The organism is Enterobacter cloacae complex sp. P27C (assembly GCF_014895705.1).
Classification (GTDB): Bacteria; Pseudomonadota; Gammaproteobacteria; order Enterobacterales; family Enterobacteriaceae; genus Enterobacter; species Enterobacter bugandensis.
Genome location: NZ_JADBQB010000008.1, coordinates 132,825 through 155,368, shown reverse-complemented (window position 1 = coordinate 155,368; position 22,544 = coordinate 132,825). Strand labels below are relative to the sequence as shown.

Sequence of the window (22,544 nt, the reverse complement as noted above, 5' to 3'; positions counted from 1 at the left end):
AGGATTGCGTCTACGGCGCTGCGCTCATCGAGCATTTTCAAAAGGTTAAGATCAGGCGCGCGCAGATCCGCTTTCATGCCGATTTTCCACCTGTTTTCCATTCACTATTATGTTTATGCCCGCTGTCGACACGCTGCGTTTCCCGCTATGATGAGCGGCTAGTCTAAGGAGAACGCATGGTCTGGATAATGCTGGCAACGCTTGCCGTGGTGTTTGTGGTGGGATTTCGCGTCCTGACCTCAGATTCCCGCCGCGCCATCAAACGTTTAAGCGAACGGCTGGGGATTACCCCGATGCCGATCGAGTCGATGATTGACCAGTTCGGTAAAACACCGGGCAATGAATTTATCCGCTACCTTGAGCGGCCTGACGAGGCGCATCTGCAAAACGCCGCGCAGGTGCTGCTCATCTGGCAGGTCTGTATTGTCGACGGTAGCGAAGAGAATCTGCATACCTGGCACCGTATGCTGCGTAAAGCCCGCCTTGCCGCACCCATTACCGACGCGCAAATTCGTCTGGCACTTGGCTTTATGCGCGAAATGGAGCCCGATCCGCAGGAGCTGAACGTCTTCCAGCTGCGCTATAACCAGCTATTTCTGCCGGAAGAAGGTGTGTTTTATCTGCATTAAGCCTTTTTCCCGCACAAGATATTCTGAGCGTTCAGGATCTCCTCTCTGTTTTCATTGAGGCGGGTTGCGGCATAGATATCAATATTTAATCTCTTTGCCTCATCGTCCGTTAGTTCGCGATAGCATAGCCCCTCCTGATTGAAGGTGCATTTTGACTGAGGCAGTAGCGCAAACCCTTTCCCTCTTGCGATACGGCTTAGCATCACGAGGGAATCATCCGGCTCTTTAATACGCTTCAGCGGCGTTTTCAGCGTGTCAAAGTAGCTTTCGCATTTATCATAGAATGACGGATTAGCGCTTCTCGAAAACCAAAAAAGTGGAAGATCGCTAATGTCTTCCAGCGAGACTTTCTCTTTCAGACTGGCAGGATGTAAAGAAGGCATTGCGATGAGCAACGGTTCCTGGCAGACCCAGCGGTATTGAACAATGTCTTCATGACCCGTTCCTTTTTCCCCGGTCAGCACCAGATCCAGCATATTTTTAGACAAGCTTTGCAGCAGCTGTGCTGACGTCAGGTCGGGCGTTTCAACGTCATCTCCGACGTTCATTTTTTGAAGCTGGGTATTTACAGGTTCAATATATTCAAAATTAAGCGTGCGCGTGAGACCGATGCGCAGACTCGTTTCTGAAGAGTGAGGATCTTCTTTTAAGCTGCTGATGTCTTTGAGTATTTTTTCTGCCTGAACGACCAGCGCTCGGCCTGCTTCAGTGAGGCTAACGTCATGCGTGCTGCGACTGAACAACTGACGTTTCAACACCGCTTCAAGGCATTTTATCTGACGCGTCAGAGGAGGTTGAGTCATGCGCAGACGTTCGGCAGCCTTACGAAAGTTCAGTTCATGTGCAACAGCGAGAAAGCATTGTAATTGTTTGATACTGGGCAGGTTATTGCTGATTAAATGTTCTGCTGTAGCCATACGTGGGTCCTAAATGCGAAAAGGTATTTCGTCTTTTTTCCATTTCGATATTACACGCTAAATGCTGGCAGCAAAACCCGTTTTAACAGTAATACAAAAAATATATTACAAATTTAACAATTCCAATAGTTTCCTGTATTGATAAATTTCTATCCGAATCCTCACTTAATCAATACTCGGAGTAATTATGTCGTCTAAATATGTACTGTTATCACGCTTCCCATTAAAAAACACTTTTTCTGAAAAAGAATTTACTTCCTTAAAAAGCAATGAAAACGTTCGCTACTATACCTGTGAAGAAAACGGCGTTAATGAATTGCTGGAATTACGCGCATTCAACGATATTAAAGAAATTGCATGGGTTGAAAGTGAAATGGAATCCATGTTCCATCGTTTCTCTGAAGTTCTTTCTGCCGATATCCGTCGCGAACTGCTTAAGTTTGTTGAATCCCCAATTGATAATAAAAATAGCTTGCCACAATCAAATTATATTCAACTCCGACACGTCGAAGTGCCTGCGCATAACTATCAGCAGTACCGTCAGTGGCGCGATGAAACCATTTTTAATGTTGTAAGAGATAACAAAGATAAGATTGAAAGTTTCGAAGCATTTCATTCACTGATCAGCGGCGTTCCGGGTGTAATGTTTATCTCCTCATTCAACGGCGATAAAGCAGCATATAAAGAAGCATTTACCAATGCGCGTTATCAGGAAATCATTCAACAGGCCGGCGATAACTTTATTACTGGCGGTAATGACGGCCTTTATACACGTATCTATCGTGCTTGCTGTTGTTGAGGGACAATGAATGAACTGTAAAAAGTTGGTAGTTGTTGGCGATAAATTTAATGAATTTGCCAATGGTAAAGATGTACTGACTATATCTCAGCTAGAATTATTGACTCAAATACCTGCGAATATCATTGATAAAGAACATGAAATTATTGTTGGGCAGGGCGTGCGCAAGGATTTTGCCGGAAAGGTAATTTCAAACCAGGCAAGAAATGCGATTCATGGTAATAAGTTAAAAATGTGCTCTCTGGAAAAACTGGTTAGCGACAAAAAAAATGCTTATTGCCATAAAAGACTGGAACAGAATGTACTTATAGGACCTGCGGAACAAGCTGAGCATAACCACGATCTTTATGCGATGCCGCTGTTAATTGATGAGCGTTGCGAATTGATGGCGGATCATCAGACGGGGCAGCATATTCAGGGAATGCTCCTGGTTGAAGCCAGCCGACAGGCCTTTATCGGTGTCACCGAAGAATTTATTTACCAGCAGGAAAGTGGACGCTATTACGTCATTAATAGCATGGCAATCAATTTCGCCAGTTTCCTGTTCCCTTTACCGGCGCTGGTCCACTTTGAATTTCTTGAAAAAGATATTAACGACCGCCGGGGGCGTTTCAAGGCTCAGGTTCGCGTCACTCAGCACCAAACGCTTTGCGCGACAATGGATGTCTCGTTCACCGTTTATCCTTCAGCCCTGATTACAGAGAAAGAGAAATCTCTGGCTGAGGTTGCCATGCAGGCGACCATTGTTGAGCAGCAAGGGGTGACTCAGGGGGTAACGCATGCCTGAATTACGTAGCCAGAAATACCGTCTGGCTGCGACCACGCAGGGGCCGCTTTACCCCCCTGCGGAGGTCATGGACGGGAAGGGTAATTTTGTCGTGGTGGGCATGGTGCCAGGGGATAACGGACTGCAGTGGCGAAGCGTCATTGTCTCTCCGGACAGCCCGCTTCCGGCATTTGGGGAAGTCGCACCCTATAACATTCTGTGCGATCTGGAAAAGATGCCTCAGGACGCGTTGAAGGACATCATTCTTCATACTCTTCCTTTACCCATTCCGATGAACAACTATCGGATGATTTTCGCACCAGAACAGCGGCCACAGGCCAATAATGAAATAAGGCCTGGCCTGCCACTTCATGAAGGCTATATCGCGGATTATCGCAGCAGCGATGGAAAGCGAGAGATCGAGCCAGTGACCCTCGCTGCCTGGCTCGAGGCAGAGGGCTCCTTTGAGGTCACATTGTCCGAAGATAAGAAACGAGCCCGGTTCACGTTTTCGTTCCGGAGCCTTGTTCCGGATAGCGTTTACACCGTGATGAGTCTCAGGGAAAACGATCTAGCCTCGGAGGATCCGAGCAGGCCAGGTCCGCTGGGAATACCCAACGTATTTATAACCGATAGCGAAGGTAATGCCGAATATTGGGCTGAGTTAACCGATCCTTTCCCGGCTCCGGCGAGGAAAGGAAACAGAATTATTAACGTAGTCGTACTTTATATGAGCTCGCGTCAGAGCTACGGCGGGGCAATTGGCTTTTATGGTCTTGGAGGCGATATCCATGCCCATTTAAAACTCAAAGGCCGTTCCTTCGATGAATTTACAACTATAGAGTGAGAAAAATATGCCATTTGTTCATGTTATGACCTGGCCTGCGAAAGATGAAAATCAAATCATAAGACTCCAGGAAGATATTACATTTGCCGTTCACAAAAACACGGGTGCGCCGCTGGATAAAATTTCCGTGGTGGTTTCTGAAATTGCGCCTTCTCGCTGGGCGGATGCAGGCGTGTCTGGTACGGATAGAGATTTTCCGGTTAAGAGTCGAAGAAAAAACTACGAGGAATAAAGTTTGCGTAAACATGCCGCTTTTTTTGATGTTGATGAAACGCTTATAAATATTAAAAGCATGTTTGATTTCTATGATTTCTGGTGCAGGGAAAATAATCAAAACGATCGTCTTCAACGCTATATGTCTCGTTTTCGCACCGACGTGAAAAACGGCGTGCCAAGGGAAGCCCTGAACAGAGATTATTATCGTCAGTTTAAAGGTGTGTCTTGTCGTTATCTGGAAGAAATGGGTGAGAAGTGGTTCAGGCGTAAGCTGGAAAGCAATTTTTTTATTGAGAGTGCTGTTTCAGCCCTTAAAAAACATCAGAACCAGAACATGTATACCGTATTTATATCGGGCTCTATGCTTCCGATTCTTTCACCCATTGCAAAATATCTTGGAGTAACGGAAGTACTCTGTGCGCCGGTGATAATAAATGACGAAGGTGAGTTGACGGGTGAAATCGGCCTGCCTCAAACAATTGGAACAGGTAAAAAAGACGCGCTTATCGCCTTTTGCGATGATAAAGAGATTAACCCCGTGGATTGTTATGCCTACGGCGACGATCTTTCGGATATTCCAATGCTGGAAGCCACTGGCCATCCCGTCTGTGTGGGAGAGCATTCCGCGCTTACCAGATATGCAACTGAAAAAAATTGGCACATTATTTAAATCCATATTGAGGTAAGTAGTATGACTTCAGAACTCACTCCGCAGAATATGACGTTAAGGTCATGGCTTGCTTTATTCATTCTGGCAATTTCAACCTTTACTATTGTCACCACCGAACTGGCGCCAGTCGGATTATTAACGCCAATCGCAGAGGGGCTACAGACTTCGGAATCTGCGGTGGGCATGACCGTGTCGCTTTATGCCTGGGTGGGGGCGTTGAGTGCGATGTTTGCCTCCGTCTTTTTAGGGAATGTGGCCAAGAAGCGGCTTTTACTTGTGCTTACCGTGGTACTTCTGGTCTCTAACGTTATGGCTGCGACGGTAAACGTCTATAGCATGCTGCTTAGCGCCCGCGTACTGGGTGCGCTCGCTCACGGCGCATTCTGGGCGATGATCGGCGCAACGGCGGTGGCTATGGTCCCTGCCAGATATATAGGGGCGGCGACGTCAATCGTATTTGGTGGTGTTTCCGCAGCAAGCGTTTTTGGCGTACCGGTATCCAACTATATTGGTATTCACTTCGGCTGGCGGCAGGCATTTTGGCTGATGGCCGCGCTGAGCGTAATTGCCTTTGTGGGTATTAGCGTTCTTGTTCCCAGGATTACCAGCAAAAGCGCGCTCGGGCTGGATGCGCTTAAAGGCGTGCTGAAATCGTCAACATTATGGAAAATTTACTCAGCAACCTTGCTGGCTGTGACGGCTCACTTTGCTGCCTTTACGTACATTGAACCCTGGCTACACACGCAGAGTTTACTGTCCACCACCATTATTCCTGCTGTGCTTTTTGTTTACGGCATCGCGGGTCTGGCAGGTAATTTCCTGACCGGCGTGTTGATTGATAAGTATCTCAAGCTGACGGTCTCTTTGTCTGTACTGCTGATCTGTGCAGTGCTGCTGTTCCTGGGCCTGTCTGGTTCCTCGCTCTCTGCTGCGTTGATATTTACCAGTATGGTTGTCTGGGGTGTCGCCGTATCAGGAATATTTGTCGGTTTCCAGACGTGGGTTTTACGTATGGCAGAGGATAAAGCCTTCCCGGCCTCCGCAATCTACGTTTCATTTTTCAATACCGCCATTGGTATCGGTGCGTCAGTCGGTGCCTGGATGGTTTCATCATTTTCAATGCCGCTCCTGTATATCGTCGCCGGTACGGCCATCGGTCTGTCCGTTCTGCTTGTCGCGGTTATTCCGGCAACGTTGACCGCAAAACAATCCCGTATGGAGAAATCTTATGAGTCAAATTAATGACCGCACGCGCTATGGCAGAGAGATTATGGACCGTCTTGAAGCGGGGCTTGCGGATAAAGTCACCCGCCGCCTGAGCGAGCTGGACCCGGGGCTGCCCGCCCTGATTACCGACTATGCGTTCGGGGATGTGGTGGGTCGTCCGGGACTGGATCTCAAAACGCGCGAAATGTTGACCGTCGCCTCGCTTGTGACGCTGGGTAATGCCATGCCGCAGCTAGAACTGCATATGCGAGGCGCGCTCAATACCGGCGTGACGCCGGAAGAGCTGCTTGAAATTGTGATACAGATGGCGGTATATGCTGGCGTTCCCGCCTGCATGAATGGTCTTACTGCATACCGCGCGGCAATGGCCGCGACGGGCCATACTTTGCCAGGACTGAAGGGAAGTGACGCATGAGCGAGATTGTTATTATTGCAGCCCGCCGCACGGCGACGGGCGCATTTCAGGGCGCGCTTGCGGAGCATTCAGCCTCTGGCCTGGGAAGCCGCGTCATTCAGGCGCTCCTGAAAGAATCTGGCGTAGAAGCCAGTGATATCTCTCAGGTCATTATGGGACAGGTTCTTACTGCGGGGTGCGGCCAGAACCCGGCCCGACAGTCGGCACTGAATGCTGGATTGCCCGTAGATACGCAATGTCTGACGGTAAACAAAGTGTGCGGGTCCGGGCTTAAGGCGGTCCATCTTGGCATGCAGGCGCTGCAGACGGGTGAGGCCGAGTTTGTTATCGCCGGTGGTCAGGAGAGTATGTCCAACGCGCCGCATATCGCCACGACGTCGCGTAGCGGAACGCGGCTGGGTGATATTACTCTCAAAGATAGCCTGGTTTCTGACGGGCTCTGGGATGCTTTCAACGATTATCACATGGGTATCACCGCAGAGAATGTTGCGACGGAGTTTGGTATTAGCCGCGAAATGCAGGATGAATATGCCCTTGCCTCTCACCACAATGCGCTTGAAGCGCAGGCGCGTGGCATTTTTGAGCGTGAAATTGTCCCGGTTGAGTGGCAGACGCGAAAAGGTGAAACGATCAGCGTGGAGAGGGATGAAGGACCGCGTGCAACCAGTATCGAAAAATTGACGAAACTAAAGCCTGTCTTCCGAAAAGAGGGTACGGTGACGGCGGGAAATGCTTCATCGTTGAATGACGGTGCCGCGGCGGTCCTGCTTTGTACGCGTGAGACTGCCGAAGCACGTGGTTTGCCGGTTCTGGCATCACTGGGCGTATTTTCCAATTCCGGTATCCAGCCGGCATTAATGGGTGCAGCCCCGATTCAGGCCATTGCCGACTGTCTTTCCCGCTCGGGATGGAAGCCTGAGGATGTCGATCATCTCGAATCCAACGAAGCGTTTGCCGCCCAGGCGCTGGCTGTGATTCAGCAGGCCGGAATTTCCCCGGATCGTATCAATCCATACGGCGGGGCAATCGCGCTTGGGCATGCGATAGGTGCATCCGGCTGCCGAATTTTGGTGACGCTGGTTCATTCCCTGATCCGTAATGATGCCAGGCGTGGCGTTGCCGCACTGTGCGTTGGCGGCGGGGAAGGCGTCGCGTTGAGCGTTTATCGCTAACGGCGTATCTGTGGATATAAAAAAACCGGGGAAACCCGGTTTTTTATTTTCAAGATGCTGTATCAGGCATTCACGCCCTTCATACCCTCGGCAGAATAACGATCGCCTTTAATCGCTACCCGGCGATGAAGGTTGTTCAACGATTCGATATCGCTCTTCTCAAGCACAATATCGGCAGCGCGCGCGTTCTCGGCCAGATAGCTAACGTGCTTAGTACCCGGAATGGGAACCAGCCGATCGTATTGTGCTAACAGCCAGGCAAGCGCAATCTGACCTGCGGTACAGCCGTATTTTGCCGCCAGCGGGGTAATGATATCGAGCAACTGGCGATTATGATCGAGGCTGGACTGAACAAATCGTTCGTTATTCTTGCGGAAATCACCTTCTGCAAAATCGTTGTTGTTCAGGTATTTTCCCGTCAGGAAGCCTCTGCCAAGAGGTGAGTAGGGCACCAGGCCGATACCTAGCGCTTTCACGACCGGCAAAATGTTTTCCTCGATGTCTCGTGTCCACAGAGAATATTCTGTTTGCAATGCGGTGACCGGATGCACCGCATGAGCCCGTTGCAGCGTTGAAGCCGACACTTCGCAAAGGCCGATGTGGTTGATCTTGCCCTCTTTAACAAGGGTGCGCAGACAATCCATACTCTCTTCGATCGGGGTTGCGTTACTCACTCTGTGAAGATAAAAGAGGTCGATTCGCTCCACGCCAAGCCGCTTAAGGGATTCGTTACAGCAGCGGATGATATAGTCCGGCGTATTGTTGATGGTGCGGGCGTAGGACTCGTCAGGAGAGCGATCGATGCCGCACTTCGTGGCAATTTTGAACTGGTCGCGCGTGTTTTTATCCAGCCCGGCAAGAAAGTGACCGATTAGCCTTTCATTATGGCCACGGCCATATAAATTTGCGGTATCAATAAACGTCACGTTCAGATCGATGAGGTTATGCAATACCTGCAGTGAGCCTTTGTCATCAGTCTGGCCATAAAATTCACTCAGACCCATGGCACCGTAGCCGACGGCACTGACGGTAAGATTTTGAGATAAAGTACGTGTTTTCATAGTTTCTCCTTTTCAGACGCTATGATTGTTTCACCTCAATTGTGGTTACTGAATTTTCATTTTCGTTATGCTGAAAAGGTATCAGTCACCGCCGATCTGCCTTCCGAATCATTAAAAACGACAAAAGTTGTCTAAACGTTAAATTCGTCACACTTTTGATGATAAACTGCGCGACTTTTCCGCACGTTTTTATCTTCAGGTGACGCCATGACAGAACATATCCAGCCCACAACCAGACCGCAGACCAAAGAGGTGTCGCGCCCCAACTGGTCGGCGGTTTTCTCCGTGGCGTTCTGCGTCGCCTGCCTGATTACCGTTGAGTTTCTACCGGTGAGCCTGCTGACGCCGATGGCGCAGGATCTGGGCATTTCCGAAGGCGTGGCGGGGCAGTCCGTTACCGTCACCGCCTTTGTGGCGATGTTCGCCAGCCTGTTTATCACTCAGGTGATTGGCGCGATTGATCGCCGCAAAGTGGTCATTCTGTTCAGCGTGCTGCTGACGCTCTCCTGCCTGCTGGTCTCTTTCGCGGAAAGCTTCACTCTGCTGCTGCTCGGTCGCGCCTGTTTGGGGCTGGGATTAGGCGGCTTCTGGGCGATGTCGGCCTCGCTTACCATGCGCCTGGTGCCCGCGCGCACCGTGCCAAAAGCGCTGTCCGTTATCTTCGGCGCGGTCTCTATTGCGCTGGTGATTGCCGCGCCGCTAGGCAGCTTCCTTGGTGGGATTATCGGCTGGCGTAACGTCTTTAACGCGGCGGCAGTGATGGGTGTGCTCTGCATTATCTGGGTGTGGAAGGCGCTGCCGTCCCTGCCGGGCGAAGCGGCGCACCACAAACAGAACATGTTCGCGCTGCTCAAGCGTCCGGGCGTGCTGGCGGGGATGACCGCCATCTTTATGGCCTTTGCCGGGCAGTTTGCCTTTTTCACCTACATCCGCCCGGTGTTTATGACCATGGCGGGCTTTGACGTGGACGGCCTGACGCTGGTGCTGCTGAGCTTCGGTATCGCCAGCTTTATCGGCACGTCGCTGTCGTCCCAGTTCCTGAAGCGCTCCCTGAAGGTGGCGCTGGCGGGTGCGCCGTTGCTGCTGGCGGTGAGTGCCACGGTGCTGATTCTGTGGGGTAGCGACAAGTGGGTTGCCTCGGCGATTGCGATTATCTGGGGCTTTGCCTTTGCGCTGGTGCCGGTGGGCTGGTCGACGTGGATCACCCGAACGCTTGCCGATCAGGCGGAAAAAGCCGGGTCGATTCAGGTGGCGGTGATCCAGCTGGCGAACACCTGCGGTGCGGCCATTGGCGGCGTGGCGCTCGACCATCTGGGGCTGACGTCGCCGCTGGTGATTTCCGGCACGCTGATGCTGCTGACCGCGCTGCTGGTGGCGGGAAAGGTTAAGGCGAAGTAGTGTTTTTCTCCCTCTCCCGTGGGAGAGGGTTGGGGTGAGGGCATCAGGCTACGCCGATGCCTTAACCCTTCTACGCGAATCCATCGAAATCAGCACCACCGACGACACAATCAGCAGCGTCCCCAGCCAGTCCGGCAGCGTAAACGCCACGCCAAGCAACACCACCGACAGCAACGCGCTGCTCAGCGGCTCGGCGCAGCTCAGAATGCTCGCCTTCGGCCCGCCGATCATCTGCGCGCCCTTCAGGTACAGGCTGAACGTCAGCGCCGTGCCGATCACCACCAGGTAGAAAAACGCCAGCAGCAGGCCGCCGTCAATCACGAAAGTGGTGCCGCGCCCGGCGTAGAACGGCGTCAGCATTAACCCGGCAATCAACATGCTCCAGCCGACAATCGGCAGCGTGCCGTAGCGGGCAATCAGCGCTGACGGATAGGTTGTGTAAAACGCGGCGGCAAACGCCGAGGCGATGCCGAAGAACAGCGCGGCAGGGGAGATGGAGAGCGAGGTTGGGTCGCCGTGTGTCACCAGCAGGAAGGTGCCGATCAACGACGTAAAAATCGCTGACAGGACAAACACGCCGGGACGCGTTTTCCGCGCCAGGGCGAACCACGCCACAATGATGGTCGGCGACAGAAACTGGAGCACGGTCGCCGTAGCGGCGTTGGATTTTTCAATCGTCAGCAGGAAGGTGAGCTGCACGGTGAGCGCGCCGACCAGCGAGAAAAACAGCAGACTGAGCGCGTCTTTACGATGCTTGATGATCGAGAAAATCTTGTCGCCGTGAACGAAGGAGAGCGTCAGCAGGATCACGCCGGTAAACAGCAGGCGAACCATGGTCAGGTAAGGCGAAGAAATGTGGCTTTTCTCCATGATGTACTGCGCGCAAACTCCGGAACTGCCCCATAAAACGGCGGCGATCAGGACGTTCAGCATCCCTTTGCGTGTGGAACCCATTTTCTCCCCTGCTATGTTGTCGTTAATTGGCCAACAGCATAGCATGGTTGTGTGCGGCCTGATGCCCTCACCTCGGCCCTCTCCCACGGGGAGAGGGGGAAAACCGTAGGCCGGGTAAGCGTAGCGCCACCCGGCATGTTGTTGACCTTAGAACCACGCCTCCCACATCGCGCCGACGTTGAAGTCGTCGAGCGTCTCGTCTTTGGTATTGTTCACGCGCGCGGTGCGTTCATTATCCACCTTGCCGCCGGTGACGTAGAAGCGCAGCATCGGACGGAACTCAGGCCCCATGGCGATAGACATGTTCTGCGACAGGGTCAGCTTCCAGCCCTTGTTGTCGCCGCCGTTGTCGAAGTCAACGTGCTGCCAGCCTGCTTCCAGCCAGGTAGAGTGAACGTCGTTCCACCAGTGCATCGGGCGCACGATGGCGTTGTAGTTCTTGCGGTTGTCGGTCTTATCGTGGCTGTTGTCGTAGTCGTGGAAGGCGAGGATGTACTCCACCTGCGTGGCCTGGGTGAATTTATACAGCCCTTCGAAGCTGGCGTAGACCGTGGTCAGATCTTCGGTTTTGTTGAACACGCTGTTGTCCGCGTTATCGGAGTAGCGGGCGATCACCTTGTTCACGCCGCTGTCGTTGGTGTGGCTCAGCACCACGCCGCCCTGCCAGGCGTTCAGGCGTTCGTCGCTTTCAACCGCTTTCGAATCAAAGCCATAGTTGGCGTACAGCTCCATGTCGATCGGGCCGAGCTTCATGCCGTGGATTTTGGAGGTCGCGGCGTAGTTGCCCTTGTCGCCCGTGCCGGAACCGCCGGTACAGGTGATGCGCGACGGGTTTGCTTCGTCTTCCATCACTTCCGGACTACAGGATTCGACTGCCGCCACGGCAGCCACGTCAAACTGCACGCCGCCGATGTCGAAGTTCTTCACCCCTGCGCCCTGGCCGTCGTGGTTCATCCAGAAGTAATCGTTGATGCCCTGCTGCGGACGCTGGTGGAAGTCACGACCGGCCCAGAAGTAGGCATTTGGGTTGGAGGCCATAATGTTGGTCACCCCCGCGTAGGCTTTTTTCAGGTTAACCTCGTCGCCCCAGTGGTCGATCATCACGTTGATGTCCCAGATGGCGCCGTTGTCCCCTTTGAAGGCCTTGGAGAGCTGGAATTCCCCGCCGTTACCTTCGTTACCCAGACGACCAATCGCGGACGCGCCGTTGTAGGAGCCGTCCACCGCCACGTATTTCTGATCGGCGGCCTGGAAGTGCGCGCCGTAGCGGGCGTAGCCGGTAAATTTAATGCCGAACGGGATCGCCATATCCGGGGATTGTGCCGCGCTTTGCGGCTCGGTCACCACGTCCGCTTTTTTCGCAACCGCCGCATCCATTTTGGCCTGACGCTCGGCCAGAGCTTTATCTACCGCTTTCGCCACAATGGCGTCGATTTGCTCCTGGGTAAATTCTTGTGCGAGTACGGAAATTGGGCAAAGCGCGGCGATAACCGCCATGGTTAATGGAAGTTTTTTAATTGTATTCATGGTTATCTCAATATAGTTTAATTTTATTCAGACAATAACCATCCCGCTCCGATCTGACAGAGTATGTCGCTATCATCAGAACAAGTGGATCTCTATTTAGGGTACAGAGGTATTACATTAACTTTATTTCGCCATAGACTATCTCTGATATAAATGAATAATTTCTTCAGACAGTTCACGCGCTAATAAGGAATTCATTAAATGATCCTGCGCGTGCACCATGATTAACGTCATCGGCTGGCGGCCTTCGCCCGCATCCTGCTCGATCAGTTTGGTCTGCATCTTGTGCGCCTGGCGCGCGTAGCCGTCGGCTTCGTGCAGCAGGCTTTTGGCCTCGTCAAAGTTGCCCTGACGCGCTGCGTGCAGCGCTTCAAAGCACAGGCTGCGGGACTGTCCGGCGTTGACGATAATTTCCATTACGGCTTCTTCTAGTGCGATCATCATTATTACTCTTTTTCAAAACTATTATTTAAGGCGGTGGCGGCAAACCACTCTCCGCTTTTCTTAATGGTGCGCTGCTGCGTCTCTAAATCAAGCTGGATAAATCCGTAGCGGTTTTTATAGGCATTGCACCACGACCAGTTATCAATAAACGTCCACATATGGTAGCCAAGGCAATTGCACCCTTCGCTAATCCCTTTATGCAGCCACGTTAAATGCTCAGAAATAAACTCGATGCGGTAGTGATCGTTAATCTGGCCATTTTCAATAAAGCGCTGTTCATTTTCGACGCCCATGCCGTTTTCAGAAATAAAGCAGCGAGGGTTGCCGTAATTGTCGCGCAGGTTAACCAGAATATCGTAAATACCCGGCGCGTAGATTTCCCAGCCGCGGTACGGATTCATCTTGCGGCCCGGCATCTCGTAGTTATCAAAGAACCACTCCGGCATAAACGGCGCCTGCGGGTTCACCGCGCTGTCGCGACACTTCACGCGACGCGGCTGATAGTAGTTCACGCCGAGCAGGTCGATTTTTCCTTCCGCAATCAACGCGCTGTCTTCCGGCCTGCAGGCGGGCAACTGATCGTAGGATTTCAGCAATGCCACCAGGTCGGCCGGATACTCCCCGCGCAGTACCGGGTCAAGGAAGCTGCGGTTAAACATCAGGTCCGCGATGTGCGCCGCCTTCACGTCCGCCGGGTTCTGCGAGCGCGGGTAGGACGGCGTCAGGTTCAGCACGATGCCGATCTCACCCGCGTAATGTCCGGCGCGGTAAGCCTGAACGGCCTTCGCGTGGGCCAGCACGGTGTGATACGCCACGGTGGCGGCCCGGCGGAAATCCACCACGTTGGGATAGTGGAAGTCGTACAGATAACCGCCCTCCACCGGGACGATGGGCTCGTTGAAGGTAAACCAGTGCAGCACGCGGTCGCCAAACAGCTCGAAGCAGATCTGCGCATAGCGGGCGTAAGCGTCCACCACGTCACGGTTTTCCCAGCCGCCGATCTCCTGCATCGCCATCGGCATGTCGAAATGGAACAGGGTGATAAACGGCGTGATGCCCTGTTCATTCAGCTCATCAATGACCTGATTGTAAAAATCGACCGCTTCCGGGTTCACTTCACCGATACCGTCGGGGATCAGGCGCGCCCAGCTAATCGAGGTGCGAAAGCTGTTGTGGTTCAGCTGCTTTAACAGCTGAATGTCCGTTTTCCAGTTTTGATAAAACGTGGAGGTGTGCTGCGGCCCCACGCCGTTGTGAAAACGGTTCGGCTCGCGGGCAAACCAGTAATCCCATGTGGTTTCCCCCTCTCTTGCCCCTTCGGTCTGGAGAGCGGAGCTTGCGCTGCCCCACCAGAAGTTATCGGGAAATGCGTATTTCATGTCCTTTCCTCTTTGACTTAATTGCTTGCGGCTTCAGCGGTACCGACGGTTGCCTGGGCTTTCTGCTCTTCGTTTTTCATCAGCGTACGCTCATAGGCGCGCAGGAACGGCAGGTACATCAGCGCGGACATCACCATACAGACCAGGCACATTATCACCGGACTGAGCGCCCAGTTTGCCGCCCATGAGGCACCAATCGGCGCGGGGGTGGTCCACGGGGTTAATGACACCACCTGAGCCAGCCAGCCGAGCTTCGTTGCGCCGTACGCCAGGCAGGCATTGACCAGCGGAACAAACACGAACGGGATAAACAGCATCGGGTTCATGATGATCGGCGCACCGAACAGAATCGGCTCATTGATGTTAAAGAAGCTCGGCACAATGCCCATTTTGCCGATGGTGCGCAGGTGCGTGGCGCGGCTGCGCAGCAGCAGGAACGCCAGCGGCAGCGTGGAGCCTACGCCACCAATCAGCAGGTAGTGATCCCAGAAGCCCTGCAGGTAAACGTGCGGCAGCGCCGCGCCTGCGGCGAGCGCCGCCTGGTTTGCGGAGAGGTTCGCCATCCAGAATGGGTTCATGATGCCGGTGACAATCAGCGAGCCGTGAATACCGGCAAACCAGAAGATCTGGCACAGCAGCACGGAGAGCAGTATCGCGGGCAGGGAGTCGGATGCGGATACCAGCGGCTCCAGCAGGTGCATGATCGCCTGCGGGATGATCATTCCGGTCTGCGCTTCAATGAACAGGTTCAGCGGGTGCAGCGTACCGATTACCACCATCACCGGGATCAGGATCTCAAACGAACGCGCCACGCCGGTGGGCACTTCCTTCGGCAGGCGGATGGTCACGTTGTTCTGCTTCAGCCACGCATAGACACGTGTGGCGTAAATCGCGGTGATAAGCGCGGTAAAGATGCCCTGACCGGAGAGATACTGGGTCGAGATTTTACCGTCGGCATACGGCGCGGCGACCAGCAGGAAGGCCATAAAGGCCAGCAGGCCGGACATCACTGGGTCGAGGTTAAACTGACGCCCCAGGCTCGCCCCAATCCCCACCGAAATGAAGAAGGTCATCACGCCCATGCTGAGGTTAAACGGCAGCATCAGTTGTTCGCGGTAGGTCTGGGAGAAATCCAGCCAGCCGCGGGCGAAGCTGTTGGTGGTATCCGCCGAGAACGGCGGGAAGATGAACACCAGCATAAACGAGCCGATGATCATAAACGGTAGCGCGGCGGTAAAGCCGTCGCGGATGGCAATCACATACTTTTGCTGACCCAGCTTTGCGGCCAGCGGGGTAATTGACTGCTCAATCACCGCGACCATGGATTGATATAACGAACTCATGTGAACACCTTTTAGTGTGCCGCTTCGATGAGCGACAGAGCATAGTCCAGTACTTTATCGCCACGCTGCATGCCGTAGTCCATCATGTCGATGGGCTGCACCGGAATGCCTTTCGTAGCCGCCTTGTCTGAGAGTGTCTGTAACATGTATTTCACTTGCGGTCCGAGAAGTACCACTTGGTATTGCGGAAACTGCGTATCAAATTCGGAAACACCGTACGCATCAATCTTCACCGGCAAACCACGTTCTTTCGCGACATCGACCATTTTGCTAACCAGCAGGCTGGTGGACATCCCGGCAGAACAACACAGCATAATCTTGAACATCGACAACCATCCTCTAAATGTAAATAGTTATTGCGAGAATGATTGGACATGATACGGAAACCGGTTTCCATTTATAAAAAGCAGAACTGTGATAACCATCAAGATCCAATGCTTATGAGGCTAATTAACCGGATGTTGGTCACATAATTTGGCTGTTTTAACATCATTTTGAGTGGAAACGGAAAATCGGTTTCCATGAAAAACGGAAACGGATATACTCCGTTCTGGCTATAATGTGAGCCGTAGCGGTTATGGAATTTGCAGGCGCGAGGTTAGCCTGCCAGGGGAAAGAGATGTCGACAATCAATGATGTATCACGTCTGGCCGGGGTGTCTAAAGCCACGGTATCGCGAGTGTTGAGTGGGTCACGTGGCGTTAAGGAAGCCAGCCGTCAGGCCGTGCTAAAGGCGGTGGATGAGCTGAACTACCGTCCCAACGTGATTGCCCAGTCGCTGCTGAGCCAGTCGACGGGCTGCATTGGGGTGATTTGCGCGCAGGAAAACATTAACCAGACCACCGGTTATCTTTACGCGCTGGAAAAACAGCTCAGCCAGCATCAAAAACACCTGCTGCTGCGCTTCGCCCATAGCAAAGCGGAAGTGATGAATGCTCTTGAAGAACTCTCCTGCGGCCTGTGTGACGACATTCTGGTGATTGGCGCCCGTTTCCCGCTGGACGTGGATATGGAAAACGTCATTCTGGTGGACTGCATGGAGGCTGATTACTCCAACAGCATTCAGTTCGATCACGCCTTTGCCGCCGAAACCGCCTGTAACTATCTGACCAGCCAGGGGCGTCGCCAGATTGCGCTGATCCACCCGCACGGCAGCGGGTTTGCCGACCAGGTGCTGCTTGGCTATAAGCACGCGCTGGAGAAAAATTTCCTGCCCTTTAATCGCAACCTCGTCTTTATGGACGCAACCTCCTCGTCCGTTGCGCTTCAGGAATTACTCAACAATGCGTCCACGCTGAACTTCAACGCGCTGCTGGTGGCGGATGAGCAGGAAGCCCAGCGGGTGATCCCGCAGCTGCAGGCGTTTAATAAATCCGTACCGGACGACATTATGGTCTTTAGCCTAGCCGGATCGCTGCACCTGCCGGGGATTCCGGTGATCCCGGCGATTGAATATTCAATGGATGCCATGGCGGCGCGTATCGTAAGCTGGCTGACGGAGAAAACGCAGATGCTCGGGTCCTATGTTCTGCGCGGGGATCTCATCATTCCGGACGTGCGGAAGCGTTAAAACATTTTCCAGGCCGGGTAAGCGCAGCGCCACCCGGCGAGAACTCAATAATCTTCCAGACAATCCACCTGACCAACCGCAGCCCAGTAGGCGTCCAGGTTGTCGCGCTTCACGGCGGTGATGGCGTTTTTGATCAGCAGCTGATTGGCCTCGGACGACAAAATCATCTCCTGCCAGGCCTTATCGCTCTGCTTTTTCTGAGGCGTACAGGTTTTCTTAATATCTTTCAGGACCTGTTGCTTAATCTGCGCCTCTTTCGCCGGATCCTCTTTTTCCTGAGCATGGACAAACGCGGCGAACAGCAGACAAACCAGCAGGCAGACCAGGTGCGCAGCTTTCATCAACAACCCCCTTTAGACGTCACAGGCTTCTCATGAAATATATCGTTACATTCAGTGTAGCGACGCCAGCCGAAAGTATGAATTTTCTCCACGTTGCGTGTGTGAGATAGTGAAACGGCACAGACAACAAGGAGAAAAAATATGCACCTGAGCATCACTCATGCGGTTACGGCGCAGGAAAAAGAAGAGTTACTCACGGGCCTGAGAGCTTACAATGCGCAGTTTCTGGATCTATCCACATTCAGCGGGGATATTGGCGTTTACGTGCGGGACGAAATCGGCACCATGCTCGGCGGGCTCATTGGGGTGCGTAAAGGCGACTGGCTGAATATCGACTTTCTCTGGGTCAGCGACACCGTGCGGGGTACCGGCGTGGGCAGCCAGCTTATCAAAACGGCGGAAGATGAAGCCAGACGCAAAGGCTGCAAGCATGCGCTGGTGGATACCGTCAGCTTCCAGGCGCGTCCGTTCTATGAAAAACAGGGGTACCAGCTGCAGATGTCTTTGCAGGATTATCCGTACCCGGGCATGCAGCGACATTACCTGGCGAAAGCCCTTTAAGCTTTGAATCCGTAGGCCGGGTAAGCGCAGCGTCACCCGGCCATACCCGCATATAACTTATCCTTCTTATTGATTCTTTTTCGTTTTTTATTTCACCGCCTCGTTGTCGATATAGTCACTACAACATTCAGCAAAAGGAACTTTCTCGTGAAACGTCGATTGGGTGCTCTGGTTCTCGCTGGCCTGCTGCTGGCAGGGTGCGATCAAAGTGGCAGCGATGCCAAACACATAAAAGTGGGCGTCATCAACGGCGCTGAACAGGACGTGGCGGAAGTCGCCAAAAAGGTGGCAAAAGAAAAATATGGCCTGGACGTGGAGCTGGTCGGCTTCAGCGGCTCGCTATTGCCCAACGATGCCACTAACCAGGGAGAGCTGGATGCCAACGTCTTCCAGCATCGCCCGTTCCTTGCAGAAGATAACAAGGCGCATGGCTACAAGCTGGTGGCCGTGGCGAACACCTTTGTTTTCCCGATGGCCGGCTATTCCCGCAAAATCAAATCCGTCTCTGACCTGAAGGACGGGGCGACTATCGCCATTCCAAACGACCCGACCAACCTTGGCCGCGCGCTGCTGCTGCTGCAAAAAGAGAAGCTCATCACCCTGAAGCCGGACACCGGGCTGCTGCCGACGGCGCTGGATATTACCGCCAACCCTAAGCAGCTGAAAATCATGGAACTGGAAGGGGCACAGCTGCCGCGCGTGCTGGACGACCCGAAAGTGGATGTCGCCATCATCAGCACTACCTATATTCAGCAAACCGGGCTATCGCCGGTGCATGACAGCGTCTTTATTGAAGATAAAAACTCGCCGTACGTGAACATCGTGGTGACGCGCGAAGACAATAAGGACGCGGAGAACGTGAAGGCGTTTATCCAGTCCTATCAGTCACCGGAAGTGGCGAAAGCGGCAGAGACGATCTTCAACGGCGGGGCGGTGCCGGGCTGGTAAAGGTGCCGGCAGAAAACGCGGTGATGAAAATGGCCCGATTCCATCGGTAATCGCCCTTTAGCCCACAGCACCAATTATGACGGCTGGCTATCCTCCTTATCACACCAACCGGAGGATAGCTCATGAACATTACCCAAATTCGCAATGCCACCCTGCTGATTACCTACGCCGGAAAACGCCTTTTAATCGACCCGATGCTGGCCCCGAAAGGTGCTTATCCGGGCTTTCCCGGTACGGCGCATGCCGAACGCCGTAACCCGACGGTCGAACTTCCCGTCGACGTCAATACGCTGCTGGACGCTGACGCGGTGATCGTCACCCATACCCATGACGATCACTGGGATCGCACCGCGGCAGAGCTGATCGCCAAAGACAAACCGATCTACGTTCAAAACGATCGTGACGCCGCGCTGCTGCGCAGCCAGGGATTTACCAACCTGACGATCATGACCGACGAGACCACCTTCGGGGAGGTTCGGATTGCGAAAACGTACGGCGGCCAGCACGGGACCGACCGCGCTTACGCCGTGCCAGAACTGGCGGAGCGGCTGGGCGAGGCCTGTGGCGTGGTGCTGCGTCATCCTGATGAGAAGACGCTCTATCTTGCCGGGGATACCATCTGGCGCGAAGAGGTGGCAGCCGATCTGCAAAAACACCAGCCAGATGTGGTGGTACTGAACGCCGGTTATGCCCACGTCATCGGCTTTGGGCCCATTATTATGGGACAGGAAGATGTGCTTAACGTCCATTTCCTCCTGCCGCAGGCTAAAATCGTCGCGAGCCACATGGAGGCGATTAACCACTGCCTGTTGACCCGCAGCGCGCTGCGTGAGTACGTCGAAGCCAACCAGGTGAGCGATGTGGTGAGCATTCCCCAGGATGGCGAAACCGTTATATTCTGAGTGCGTTAACGGGAAAGGAGAGACAGATGTCGCTAATCAACGTCGCGATTGTCGCGGTAGACGGGTTTAGCCCGTTCCACTACTCCGTTCCCTGCATTCTGTTTGGTGATTCGGTCTCCGGCGAAAAGCGCTTTAACGTGACGATCTGCGCCGAAACGCCGGGGTTTCTTACCTCAAAAGACGGGTTTGCCCTCAACGCCACGCAGGATTACACCGCCATCGGGCAGGCCGACATTGTTGTCGTTCCCTACTGGCAGCACGTCCTTGAACGGCCGCCTCAGGCGCTGCTTGACAGCCTGGTGTTGGCGAGAGACAACGGCGCGGAAATTGTCGGCCTGTGTCTGGGGTCGTTTGTGCTGGCCTGGGCGGGGATCCTCGACGGTAAACGGGCCGCCACCCACTGGGAGTTTGAACATCATTTCCAGTCGCACTTTCCGAACGTTCAGCTGGATATCAATGCCCTCTACGTGGATGACGGCAATATCATCACCTCTGCCGGTACCGCGGCTGCGCTGGACTGCTGCCTGTACATCATTCGCCAGCGTTTTGGCAGCGTCGTCGCCAACCAGATTGCCCGTCGGATGATTGTCCCGCCCCATCGCGAGGGCGGGCAGGCGCAGTTCATCGCCCAGCCGGTTCCGAAAGATACCCGTGACGCACGTATTAACTGCCTGATCGACTACCTGCAGCAGCACATCACCGAACCGCATAGTCTGGACTCGCTGGCGGAGGTGGTTTCGATGAGCCGCCGCACGCTGACTCGTCATTTTGTTAAAGCCACGGGGATGAGCGTCGCCGACTGGCTTACCGCCGAACGCCTGCGGCGCAGCCAGATTTTGCTTGAAGCCGGGAATATGCCCGTTGAGAGCGTGGCGGAGCTGGTGGGATTTAATTCCGCTGTCACCTGGCGACAGCAGTTTAAGGCGCGCTTTGGGGTGAGCCCAGCGGAGTGGCGAAAGACGTTTCGTGTTCATCCGTCTTTATAATTCTGTCGCGATGGAATAAAAAGGCGTGGGGGACATTTTCGGGGTGACGGCTACGAACGCCCCTAACGAGCGCGCTTTAAACACCGTAATCTATTATTTTCTACTTTAGCGCCAGTGTCTTTTTAGCGTGGTCCTGTTTTTTTGCTGAAAATGCTGATGTATCAGACGGGTTACAAGACGCATCTCTTCCGGTTAAGATATTGCACGTTACTTTCCAGAAGAAAAGGTAGTGGCATGAACAATATTGAAACGCAGTTACTTGAATCAGGTTTCACCGTAAAAGAGTTAGCGTATCTGAACCGAAACATCAGTCGTTATGGTTCATCCTTGCTCGAGGTCGTGCTTGAGTTAGGTAAGCGATTTATCATGGTTCTGTGTATTACTGCGGCTGTGGCTCTGATTTTCCTGGCGCTTATTTTTTTCGCTGAACATTACAATCTTGTTTCCGGGGGCATCTCTCTTTTCATCGTGTTGGCGATTGTCTGGTTTTTTCAACCCCCGGTCATTACCTACAAAGCCTGGCGCTACAGAAAGAAATACATTAGTTCTGGCCAGACGCATTAGAAATTAAATCAAACGAGACTTTTGCAGAGACACCCCAGCCGACAATTTTCATAGTGAGCGCTGCGCGATTCATACCGTCGACCTTGCGGTAGAAATCCAGCGGGAGATAGCGAAACAGACGCCATGATTCGGGTTTTCGGATGGCGCCAAATACCGTATAGACGCTTGCTGCCAGGCTTACGCTGTTGAAGACTCCCAGTGCTGATTCACGTTTAAATCCCATAAACTGAGCGATATCCATGACGCCATCTGCCAGCATACCTTCAGAATTTGGTTGATGTTGAAGCGTTCTGTTAATTTCTTTTGAAATAGCATTTGCACCATCCATAACCAGAATCGCTCCTGCAAGCGCACCCACTGGATTCATTGTCATCATTGCACCAACGCCTGCAACAATCTGTAACCCGGAAAGTACAACCTTTATCGACGAGATAAAGTAACCGATGACTTTGTTATTTTCTTTAACCAGTTCAATCTGAGCAAAAAGCTGAGCTGTACGTGAGCGAAGCATTCTGCTTTGATCAAGAAGACTTTCGTTCTCAGCCCGGATGTTTTTCAGGCATTCCATGCACTCATCATGACTTCTGGCCGCCCGGGTAGCGCTAAACTGTTGCATTACAAATTGCCGAATATCATCCATAAATTTAATTCGTGCGAGTCCGTCGCTGAGATGTTGCCCTCCGACAATATTCGCAGTATTGATAAGCTTTCGGGCTTCAAGGTTAATCATTGTTTCAGCCCATGCACGGGTGTTCTGACCAGGTAAAAGTGCAATATCCATTTTAATTTTCTCATCTGATAACCAATGTTTACAGATTATCCAGCCAGCAGAAACTGACAACAATAAATTGGATAATGTATCGCGAGCTGAGAATTCGCTGAAGCATATACCTGCGGAAATCATCATC

At 53.0% G+C, this 22,544-nt stretch carries 26 protein-coding genes; 16 read left to right on the top strand and 10 right to left on the bottom strand.

Features of this window, described 5'->3' with window-relative positions; translation table 11 throughout:
- Positions 1 to 176: 176 nt before the first annotated feature.
- Positions 177 to 629 carry a DUF1198 domain-containing protein gene (locus tag IM291_RS17470; RefSeq protein ID WP_045260830.1) on the top strand — a complete coding sequence of 151 codons (453 nt, stop codon included), beginning with the start codon at positions 177 to 179 and terminating at the stop codon, positions 627 to 629.
- On the opposite strand, the gene IM291_RS17465 is transcribed toward IM291_RS17470, so the two are convergent.
- Positions 626 to 1,546, bottom strand: a complete 921-nt coding sequence (locus IM291_RS17465) for a LysR family transcriptional regulator (RefSeq protein ID WP_049000249.1) — start codon at positions 1,544 to 1,546, stop codon at positions 626 to 628. The genes IM291_RS17470 and IM291_RS17465 overlap by 4 nt on opposite strands.
- 187 nt (positions 1,547 to 1,733) lie before the next feature.
- On the opposite strand from IM291_RS17465, the gene IM291_RS17460 reads away from it, so the two are divergent.
- From IM291_RS17460 to IM291_RS17425, 8 genes are read left to right on the top strand one after another with little or no spacing between them, the layout of a single operon-like run.
- Positions 1,734 to 2,345 carry a hypothetical protein gene (locus IM291_RS17460; RefSeq protein ID WP_049000250.1) on the top strand — a complete coding sequence of 204 codons (612 nt, stop codon included), beginning with the start codon at positions 1,734 to 1,736 and terminating at the stop codon, positions 2,343 to 2,345.
- 10 nt (positions 2,346 to 2,355) lie between these two features.
- Positions 2,356 to 3,132 (top strand): AfsA-related hotdog domain-containing protein, encoded by a 777-nt coding sequence (locus IM291_RS17455; RefSeq protein WP_028014968.1) that lies wholly within the window; start codon positions 2,356 to 2,358, stop codon positions 3,130 to 3,132.
- Complete coding sequence (locus tag IM291_RS17450) at positions 3,125 to 3,958, top strand: hypothetical protein (protein WP_049000252.1); 834 nt, start codon at positions 3,125 to 3,127, stop codon at positions 3,956 to 3,958. The genes IM291_RS17455 and IM291_RS17450 overlap by 8 nt, the downstream gene beginning before the upstream one ends.
- A gap of 7 nt (positions 3,959 to 3,965) precedes the next feature.
- Positions 3,966 to 4,190 (top strand): 2-hydroxymuconate tautomerase, encoded by a 225-nt coding sequence (locus tag IM291_RS17445; RefSeq protein ID WP_041911708.1) that lies wholly within the window; start codon positions 3,966 to 3,968, stop codon positions 4,188 to 4,190.
- Positions 4,191 to 4,193: 3 nt separating this feature from the next.
- On the top strand, positions 4,194 to 4,844 hold the full coding sequence (locus IM291_RS17440) for an HAD family phosphatase (RefSeq protein WP_047366714.1): 651 nt from the start codon (positions 4,194 to 4,196) through the stop codon (positions 4,842 to 4,844).
- Positions 4,845 to 4,865: 21 nt separating this feature from the next.
- Positions 4,866 to 6,086, top strand: a complete 1,221-nt coding sequence (locus IM291_RS17435; protein WP_049000255.1) for an MFS transporter — start codon at positions 4,866 to 4,868, stop codon at positions 6,084 to 6,086.
- Positions 6,073 to 6,486, top strand: coding sequence for a carboxymuconolactone decarboxylase family protein (locus tag IM291_RS17430; protein ID WP_028014973.1), 414 nt, complete (start codon positions 6,073 to 6,075; stop codon positions 6,484 to 6,486). Before IM291_RS17435 ends, IM291_RS17430 begins: the two co-directional genes overlap by 14 nt.
- The gene (locus IM291_RS17425) at positions 6,483 to 7,658 is read left to right on the top strand and encodes an acetyl-CoA C-acetyltransferase (RefSeq protein ID WP_049000257.1); all 1,176 of its coding nucleotides are present in this window, start codon (positions 6,483 to 6,485) and stop codon (positions 7,656 to 7,658) included. The genes IM291_RS17430 and IM291_RS17425 overlap by 4 nt, the downstream gene beginning before the upstream one ends.
- Positions 7,659 to 7,720: 62 nt before the next feature.
- Here IM291_RS17425 and IM291_RS17420 read toward each other — a convergent pair whose 3' ends face one another.
- Positions 7,721 to 8,719, bottom strand: a complete 999-nt coding sequence (locus IM291_RS17420; RefSeq protein ID WP_049000259.1) for an aldo/keto reductase — start codon at positions 8,717 to 8,719, stop codon at positions 7,721 to 7,723.
- A gap of 207 nt (positions 8,720 to 8,926) precedes the next feature.
- Between IM291_RS17420 and nepI the strand changes: the two genes are divergently transcribed.
- The gene (nepI, locus tag IM291_RS17415) at positions 8,927 to 10,117 is read left to right on the top strand and encodes a purine ribonucleoside efflux pump NepI (RefSeq protein WP_049000261.1); all 1,191 of its coding nucleotides are present in this window, start codon (positions 8,927 to 8,929) and stop codon (positions 10,115 to 10,117) included.
- A 48-nt stretch (positions 10,118 to 10,165) separates the two neighbouring features.
- Here nepI and IM291_RS17410 read toward each other — a convergent pair whose 3' ends face one another.
- From IM291_RS17410 to IM291_RS17385, 6 genes are all read right to left on the bottom strand, one after another.
- Positions 10,166 to 11,071, bottom strand: coding sequence for an EamA family transporter (locus IM291_RS17410; protein WP_028014977.1), 906 nt, complete (start codon positions 11,069 to 11,071; stop codon positions 10,166 to 10,168).
- A gap of 147 nt (positions 11,072 to 11,218) precedes the next feature.
- Positions 11,219 to 12,598, bottom strand: a complete 1,380-nt coding sequence (locus IM291_RS17405) for a carbohydrate porin (protein WP_049000263.1) — start codon at positions 12,596 to 12,598, stop codon at positions 11,219 to 11,221.
- Between the two features lie 138 nt (positions 12,599 to 12,736).
- On the bottom strand, positions 12,737 to 13,039 hold the full coding sequence (locus IM291_RS17400) for a PTS lactose/cellobiose transporter subunit IIA (protein WP_028014979.1): 303 nt from the start codon (positions 13,037 to 13,039) through the stop codon (positions 12,737 to 12,739).
- A gap of 5 nt (positions 13,040 to 13,044) precedes the next feature.
- On the bottom strand, positions 13,045 to 14,421 hold the full coding sequence (locus tag IM291_RS17395; protein ID WP_192971842.1) for a glycoside hydrolase family 1 protein: 1,377 nt from the start codon (positions 14,419 to 14,421) through the stop codon (positions 13,045 to 13,047).
- Between the two features lie 17 nt (positions 14,422 to 14,438).
- On the bottom strand, positions 14,439 to 15,764 hold the full coding sequence (locus IM291_RS17390; RefSeq protein WP_028014981.1) for a PTS sugar transporter subunit IIC: 1,326 nt from the start codon (positions 15,762 to 15,764) through the stop codon (positions 14,439 to 14,441).
- An 11-nt stretch (positions 15,765 to 15,775) separates the two neighbouring features.
- Positions 15,776 to 16,090: a PTS sugar transporter subunit IIB gene (locus IM291_RS17385; protein WP_014830072.1), complete on the bottom strand. Its 315-nt coding sequence runs from the start codon at positions 16,088 to 16,090 to the stop codon at positions 15,776 to 15,778.
- A gap of 293 nt (positions 16,091 to 16,383) precedes the next feature.
- On the opposite strand from IM291_RS17385, the gene IM291_RS17380 reads away from it, so the two are divergent.
- Complete coding sequence (locus IM291_RS17380; RefSeq protein WP_049000269.1) at positions 16,384 to 17,334, top strand: LacI family DNA-binding transcriptional regulator; 951 nt, start codon at positions 16,384 to 16,386, stop codon at positions 17,332 to 17,334.
- A 44-nt stretch (positions 17,335 to 17,378) separates the two neighbouring features.
- Here the strand turns inward: IM291_RS17380 and IM291_RS17375 are convergent, their stop codons facing one another.
- The gene (locus IM291_RS17375; RefSeq protein WP_032661999.1) at positions 17,379 to 17,675 is read right to left on the bottom strand and encodes a YicS family protein; all 297 of its coding nucleotides are present in this window, start codon (positions 17,673 to 17,675) and stop codon (positions 17,379 to 17,381) included.
- A gap of 141 nt (positions 17,676 to 17,816) precedes the next feature.
- Here IM291_RS17375 and IM291_RS17370 point away from each other — a divergent pair, with 141 nt between their 5' ends.
- The 5 genes from IM291_RS17370 to IM291_RS17350 all read left to right on the top strand — a co-directional run bounded on the left by IM291_RS17370 (position 17,817) and on the right by IM291_RS17350 (position 21,636).
- The gene (locus tag IM291_RS17370) at positions 17,817 to 18,236 is read left to right on the top strand and encodes a GNAT family N-acetyltransferase (protein ID WP_192987393.1); all 420 of its coding nucleotides are present in this window, start codon (positions 17,817 to 17,819) and stop codon (positions 18,234 to 18,236) included.
- Between the two features lie 147 nt (positions 18,237 to 18,383).
- The gene (nlpA, locus tag IM291_RS17365) at positions 18,384 to 19,184 is read left to right on the top strand and encodes a lipoprotein NlpA (protein ID WP_028014989.1); all 801 of its coding nucleotides are present in this window, start codon (positions 18,384 to 18,386) and stop codon (positions 19,182 to 19,184) included.
- Between the two features lie 122 nt (positions 19,185 to 19,306).
- The gene (locus IM291_RS17360; protein ID WP_041911690.1) at positions 19,307 to 20,086 is read left to right on the top strand and encodes an MBL fold metallo-hydrolase; all 780 of its coding nucleotides are present in this window, start codon (positions 19,307 to 19,309) and stop codon (positions 20,084 to 20,086) included.
- Between the two features lie 26 nt (positions 20,087 to 20,112).
- Complete coding sequence (locus IM291_RS17355; RefSeq protein WP_192987391.1) at positions 20,113 to 21,072, top strand: GlxA family transcriptional regulator; 960 nt, start codon at positions 20,113 to 20,115, stop codon at positions 21,070 to 21,072.
- A 234-nt stretch (positions 21,073 to 21,306) separates the two neighbouring features.
- Positions 21,307 to 21,636 carry a hypothetical protein gene (locus IM291_RS17350; protein ID WP_041911688.1) on the top strand — a complete coding sequence of 110 codons (330 nt, stop codon included), beginning with the start codon at positions 21,307 to 21,309 and terminating at the stop codon, positions 21,634 to 21,636.
- Here IM291_RS17350 and IM291_RS17345 read toward each other — a convergent pair.
- On the bottom strand, positions 21,614 to 22,417 hold the full coding sequence (locus tag IM291_RS17345) for a DUF4225 domain-containing protein (protein WP_192987389.1): 804 nt from the start codon (positions 22,415 to 22,417) through the stop codon (positions 21,614 to 21,616). The two genes, IM291_RS17350 and IM291_RS17345, sit on opposite strands and share 23 nt — an antisense overlap.
- Between the last annotated feature and the right edge of the window lie 127 nt (positions 22,418 to 22,544).

What these genes read in the sequence shown, in the direction of transcription:
- IM291_RS17470 (WP_045260830.1), top strand. Translation starts at nt 177, where the DNA reads ATGGTCTGGATAATGCTGGCAACGCTTGCCGTGGTGTTTGTGGTGGGA.
- IM291_RS17465 (WP_049000249.1), bottom strand. Translation starts at nt 1,546, where the DNA reads ATGGCTACAGCAGAACATTTAATCAGCAATAACCTGCCCAGTATCAAA.
- IM291_RS17460 (WP_049000250.1), top strand. Translation starts at nt 1,734, where the DNA reads ATGTCGTCTAAATATGTACTGTTATCACGCTTCCCATTAAAAAACACT.
- IM291_RS17455 (WP_028014968.1), top strand. Translation starts at nt 2,356, where the DNA reads ATGAACTGTAAAAAGTTGGTAGTTGTTGGCGATAAATTTAATGAATTT.
- IM291_RS17450 (WP_049000252.1), top strand. Translation starts at nt 3,125, where the DNA reads ATGCCTGAATTACGTAGCCAGAAATACCGTCTGGCTGCGACCACGCAG.
- IM291_RS17445 (WP_041911708.1), top strand. Translation starts at nt 3,966, where the DNA reads ATGCCATTTGTTCATGTTATGACCTGGCCTGCGAAAGATGAAAATCAA.
- IM291_RS17435 (WP_049000255.1), top strand. Translation starts at nt 4,866, where the DNA reads ATGACTTCAGAACTCACTCCGCAGAATATGACGTTAAGGTCATGGCTT.
- IM291_RS17430 (WP_028014973.1), top strand. Translation starts at nt 6,073, where the DNA reads ATGAGTCAAATTAATGACCGCACGCGCTATGGCAGAGAGATTATGGAC.
- IM291_RS17425 (WP_049000257.1), top strand. Translation starts at nt 6,483, where the DNA reads ATGAGCGAGATTGTTATTATTGCAGCCCGCCGCACGGCGACGGGCGCA.
- IM291_RS17420 (WP_049000259.1), bottom strand. Translation starts at nt 8,719, where the DNA reads ATGAAAACACGTACTTTATCTCAAAATCTTACCGTCAGTGCCGTCGGC.
- nepI (WP_049000261.1), top strand. Translation starts at nt 8,927, where the DNA reads ATGACAGAACATATCCAGCCCACAACCAGACCGCAGACCAAAGAGGTG.
- IM291_RS17410 (WP_028014977.1), bottom strand. Translation starts at nt 11,071, where the DNA reads ATGGGTTCCACACGCAAAGGGATGCTGAACGTCCTGATCGCCGCCGTT.
- IM291_RS17405 (WP_049000263.1), bottom strand. Translation starts at nt 12,598, where the DNA reads ATGAATACAATTAAAAAACTTCCATTAACCATGGCGGTTATCGCCGCG.
- IM291_RS17400 (WP_028014979.1), bottom strand. Translation starts at nt 13,039, where the DNA reads ATGATCGCACTAGAAGAAGCCGTAATGGAAATTATCGTCAACGCCGGA.
- IM291_RS17395 (WP_192971842.1), bottom strand. Translation starts at nt 14,421, where the DNA reads ATGAAATACGCATTTCCCGATAACTTCTGGTGGGGCAGCGCAAGCTCC.
- IM291_RS17390 (WP_028014981.1), bottom strand. Translation starts at nt 15,764, where the DNA reads ATGAGTTCGTTATATCAATCCATGGTCGCGGTGATTGAGCAGTCAATT.
- IM291_RS17385 (WP_014830072.1), bottom strand. Translation starts at nt 16,090, where the DNA reads ATGTTCAAGATTATGCTGTGTTGTTCTGCCGGGATGTCCACCAGCCTG.
- IM291_RS17380 (WP_049000269.1), top strand. Translation starts at nt 16,384, where the DNA reads ATGTCGACAATCAATGATGTATCACGTCTGGCCGGGGTGTCTAAAGCC.
- IM291_RS17375 (WP_032661999.1), bottom strand. Translation starts at nt 17,675, where the DNA reads ATGAAAGCTGCGCACCTGGTCTGCCTGCTGGTTTGTCTGCTGTTCGCC.
- IM291_RS17370 (WP_192987393.1), top strand. Translation starts at nt 17,817, where the DNA reads ATGCACCTGAGCATCACTCATGCGGTTACGGCGCAGGAAAAAGAAGAG.
- IM291_RS17360 (WP_041911690.1), top strand. Translation starts at nt 19,307, where the DNA reads ATGAACATTACCCAAATTCGCAATGCCACCCTGCTGATTACCTACGCC.
- IM291_RS17355 (WP_192987391.1), top strand. Translation starts at nt 20,113, where the DNA reads ATGTCGCTAATCAACGTCGCGATTGTCGCGGTAGACGGGTTTAGCCCG.
- IM291_RS17350 (WP_041911688.1), top strand. Translation starts at nt 21,307, where the DNA reads ATGAACAATATTGAAACGCAGTTACTTGAATCAGGTTTCACCGTAAAA.
- IM291_RS17345 (WP_192987389.1), bottom strand. Translation starts at nt 22,417, where the DNA reads ATGGATATTGCACTTTTACCTGGTCAGAACACCCGTGCATGGGCTGAA.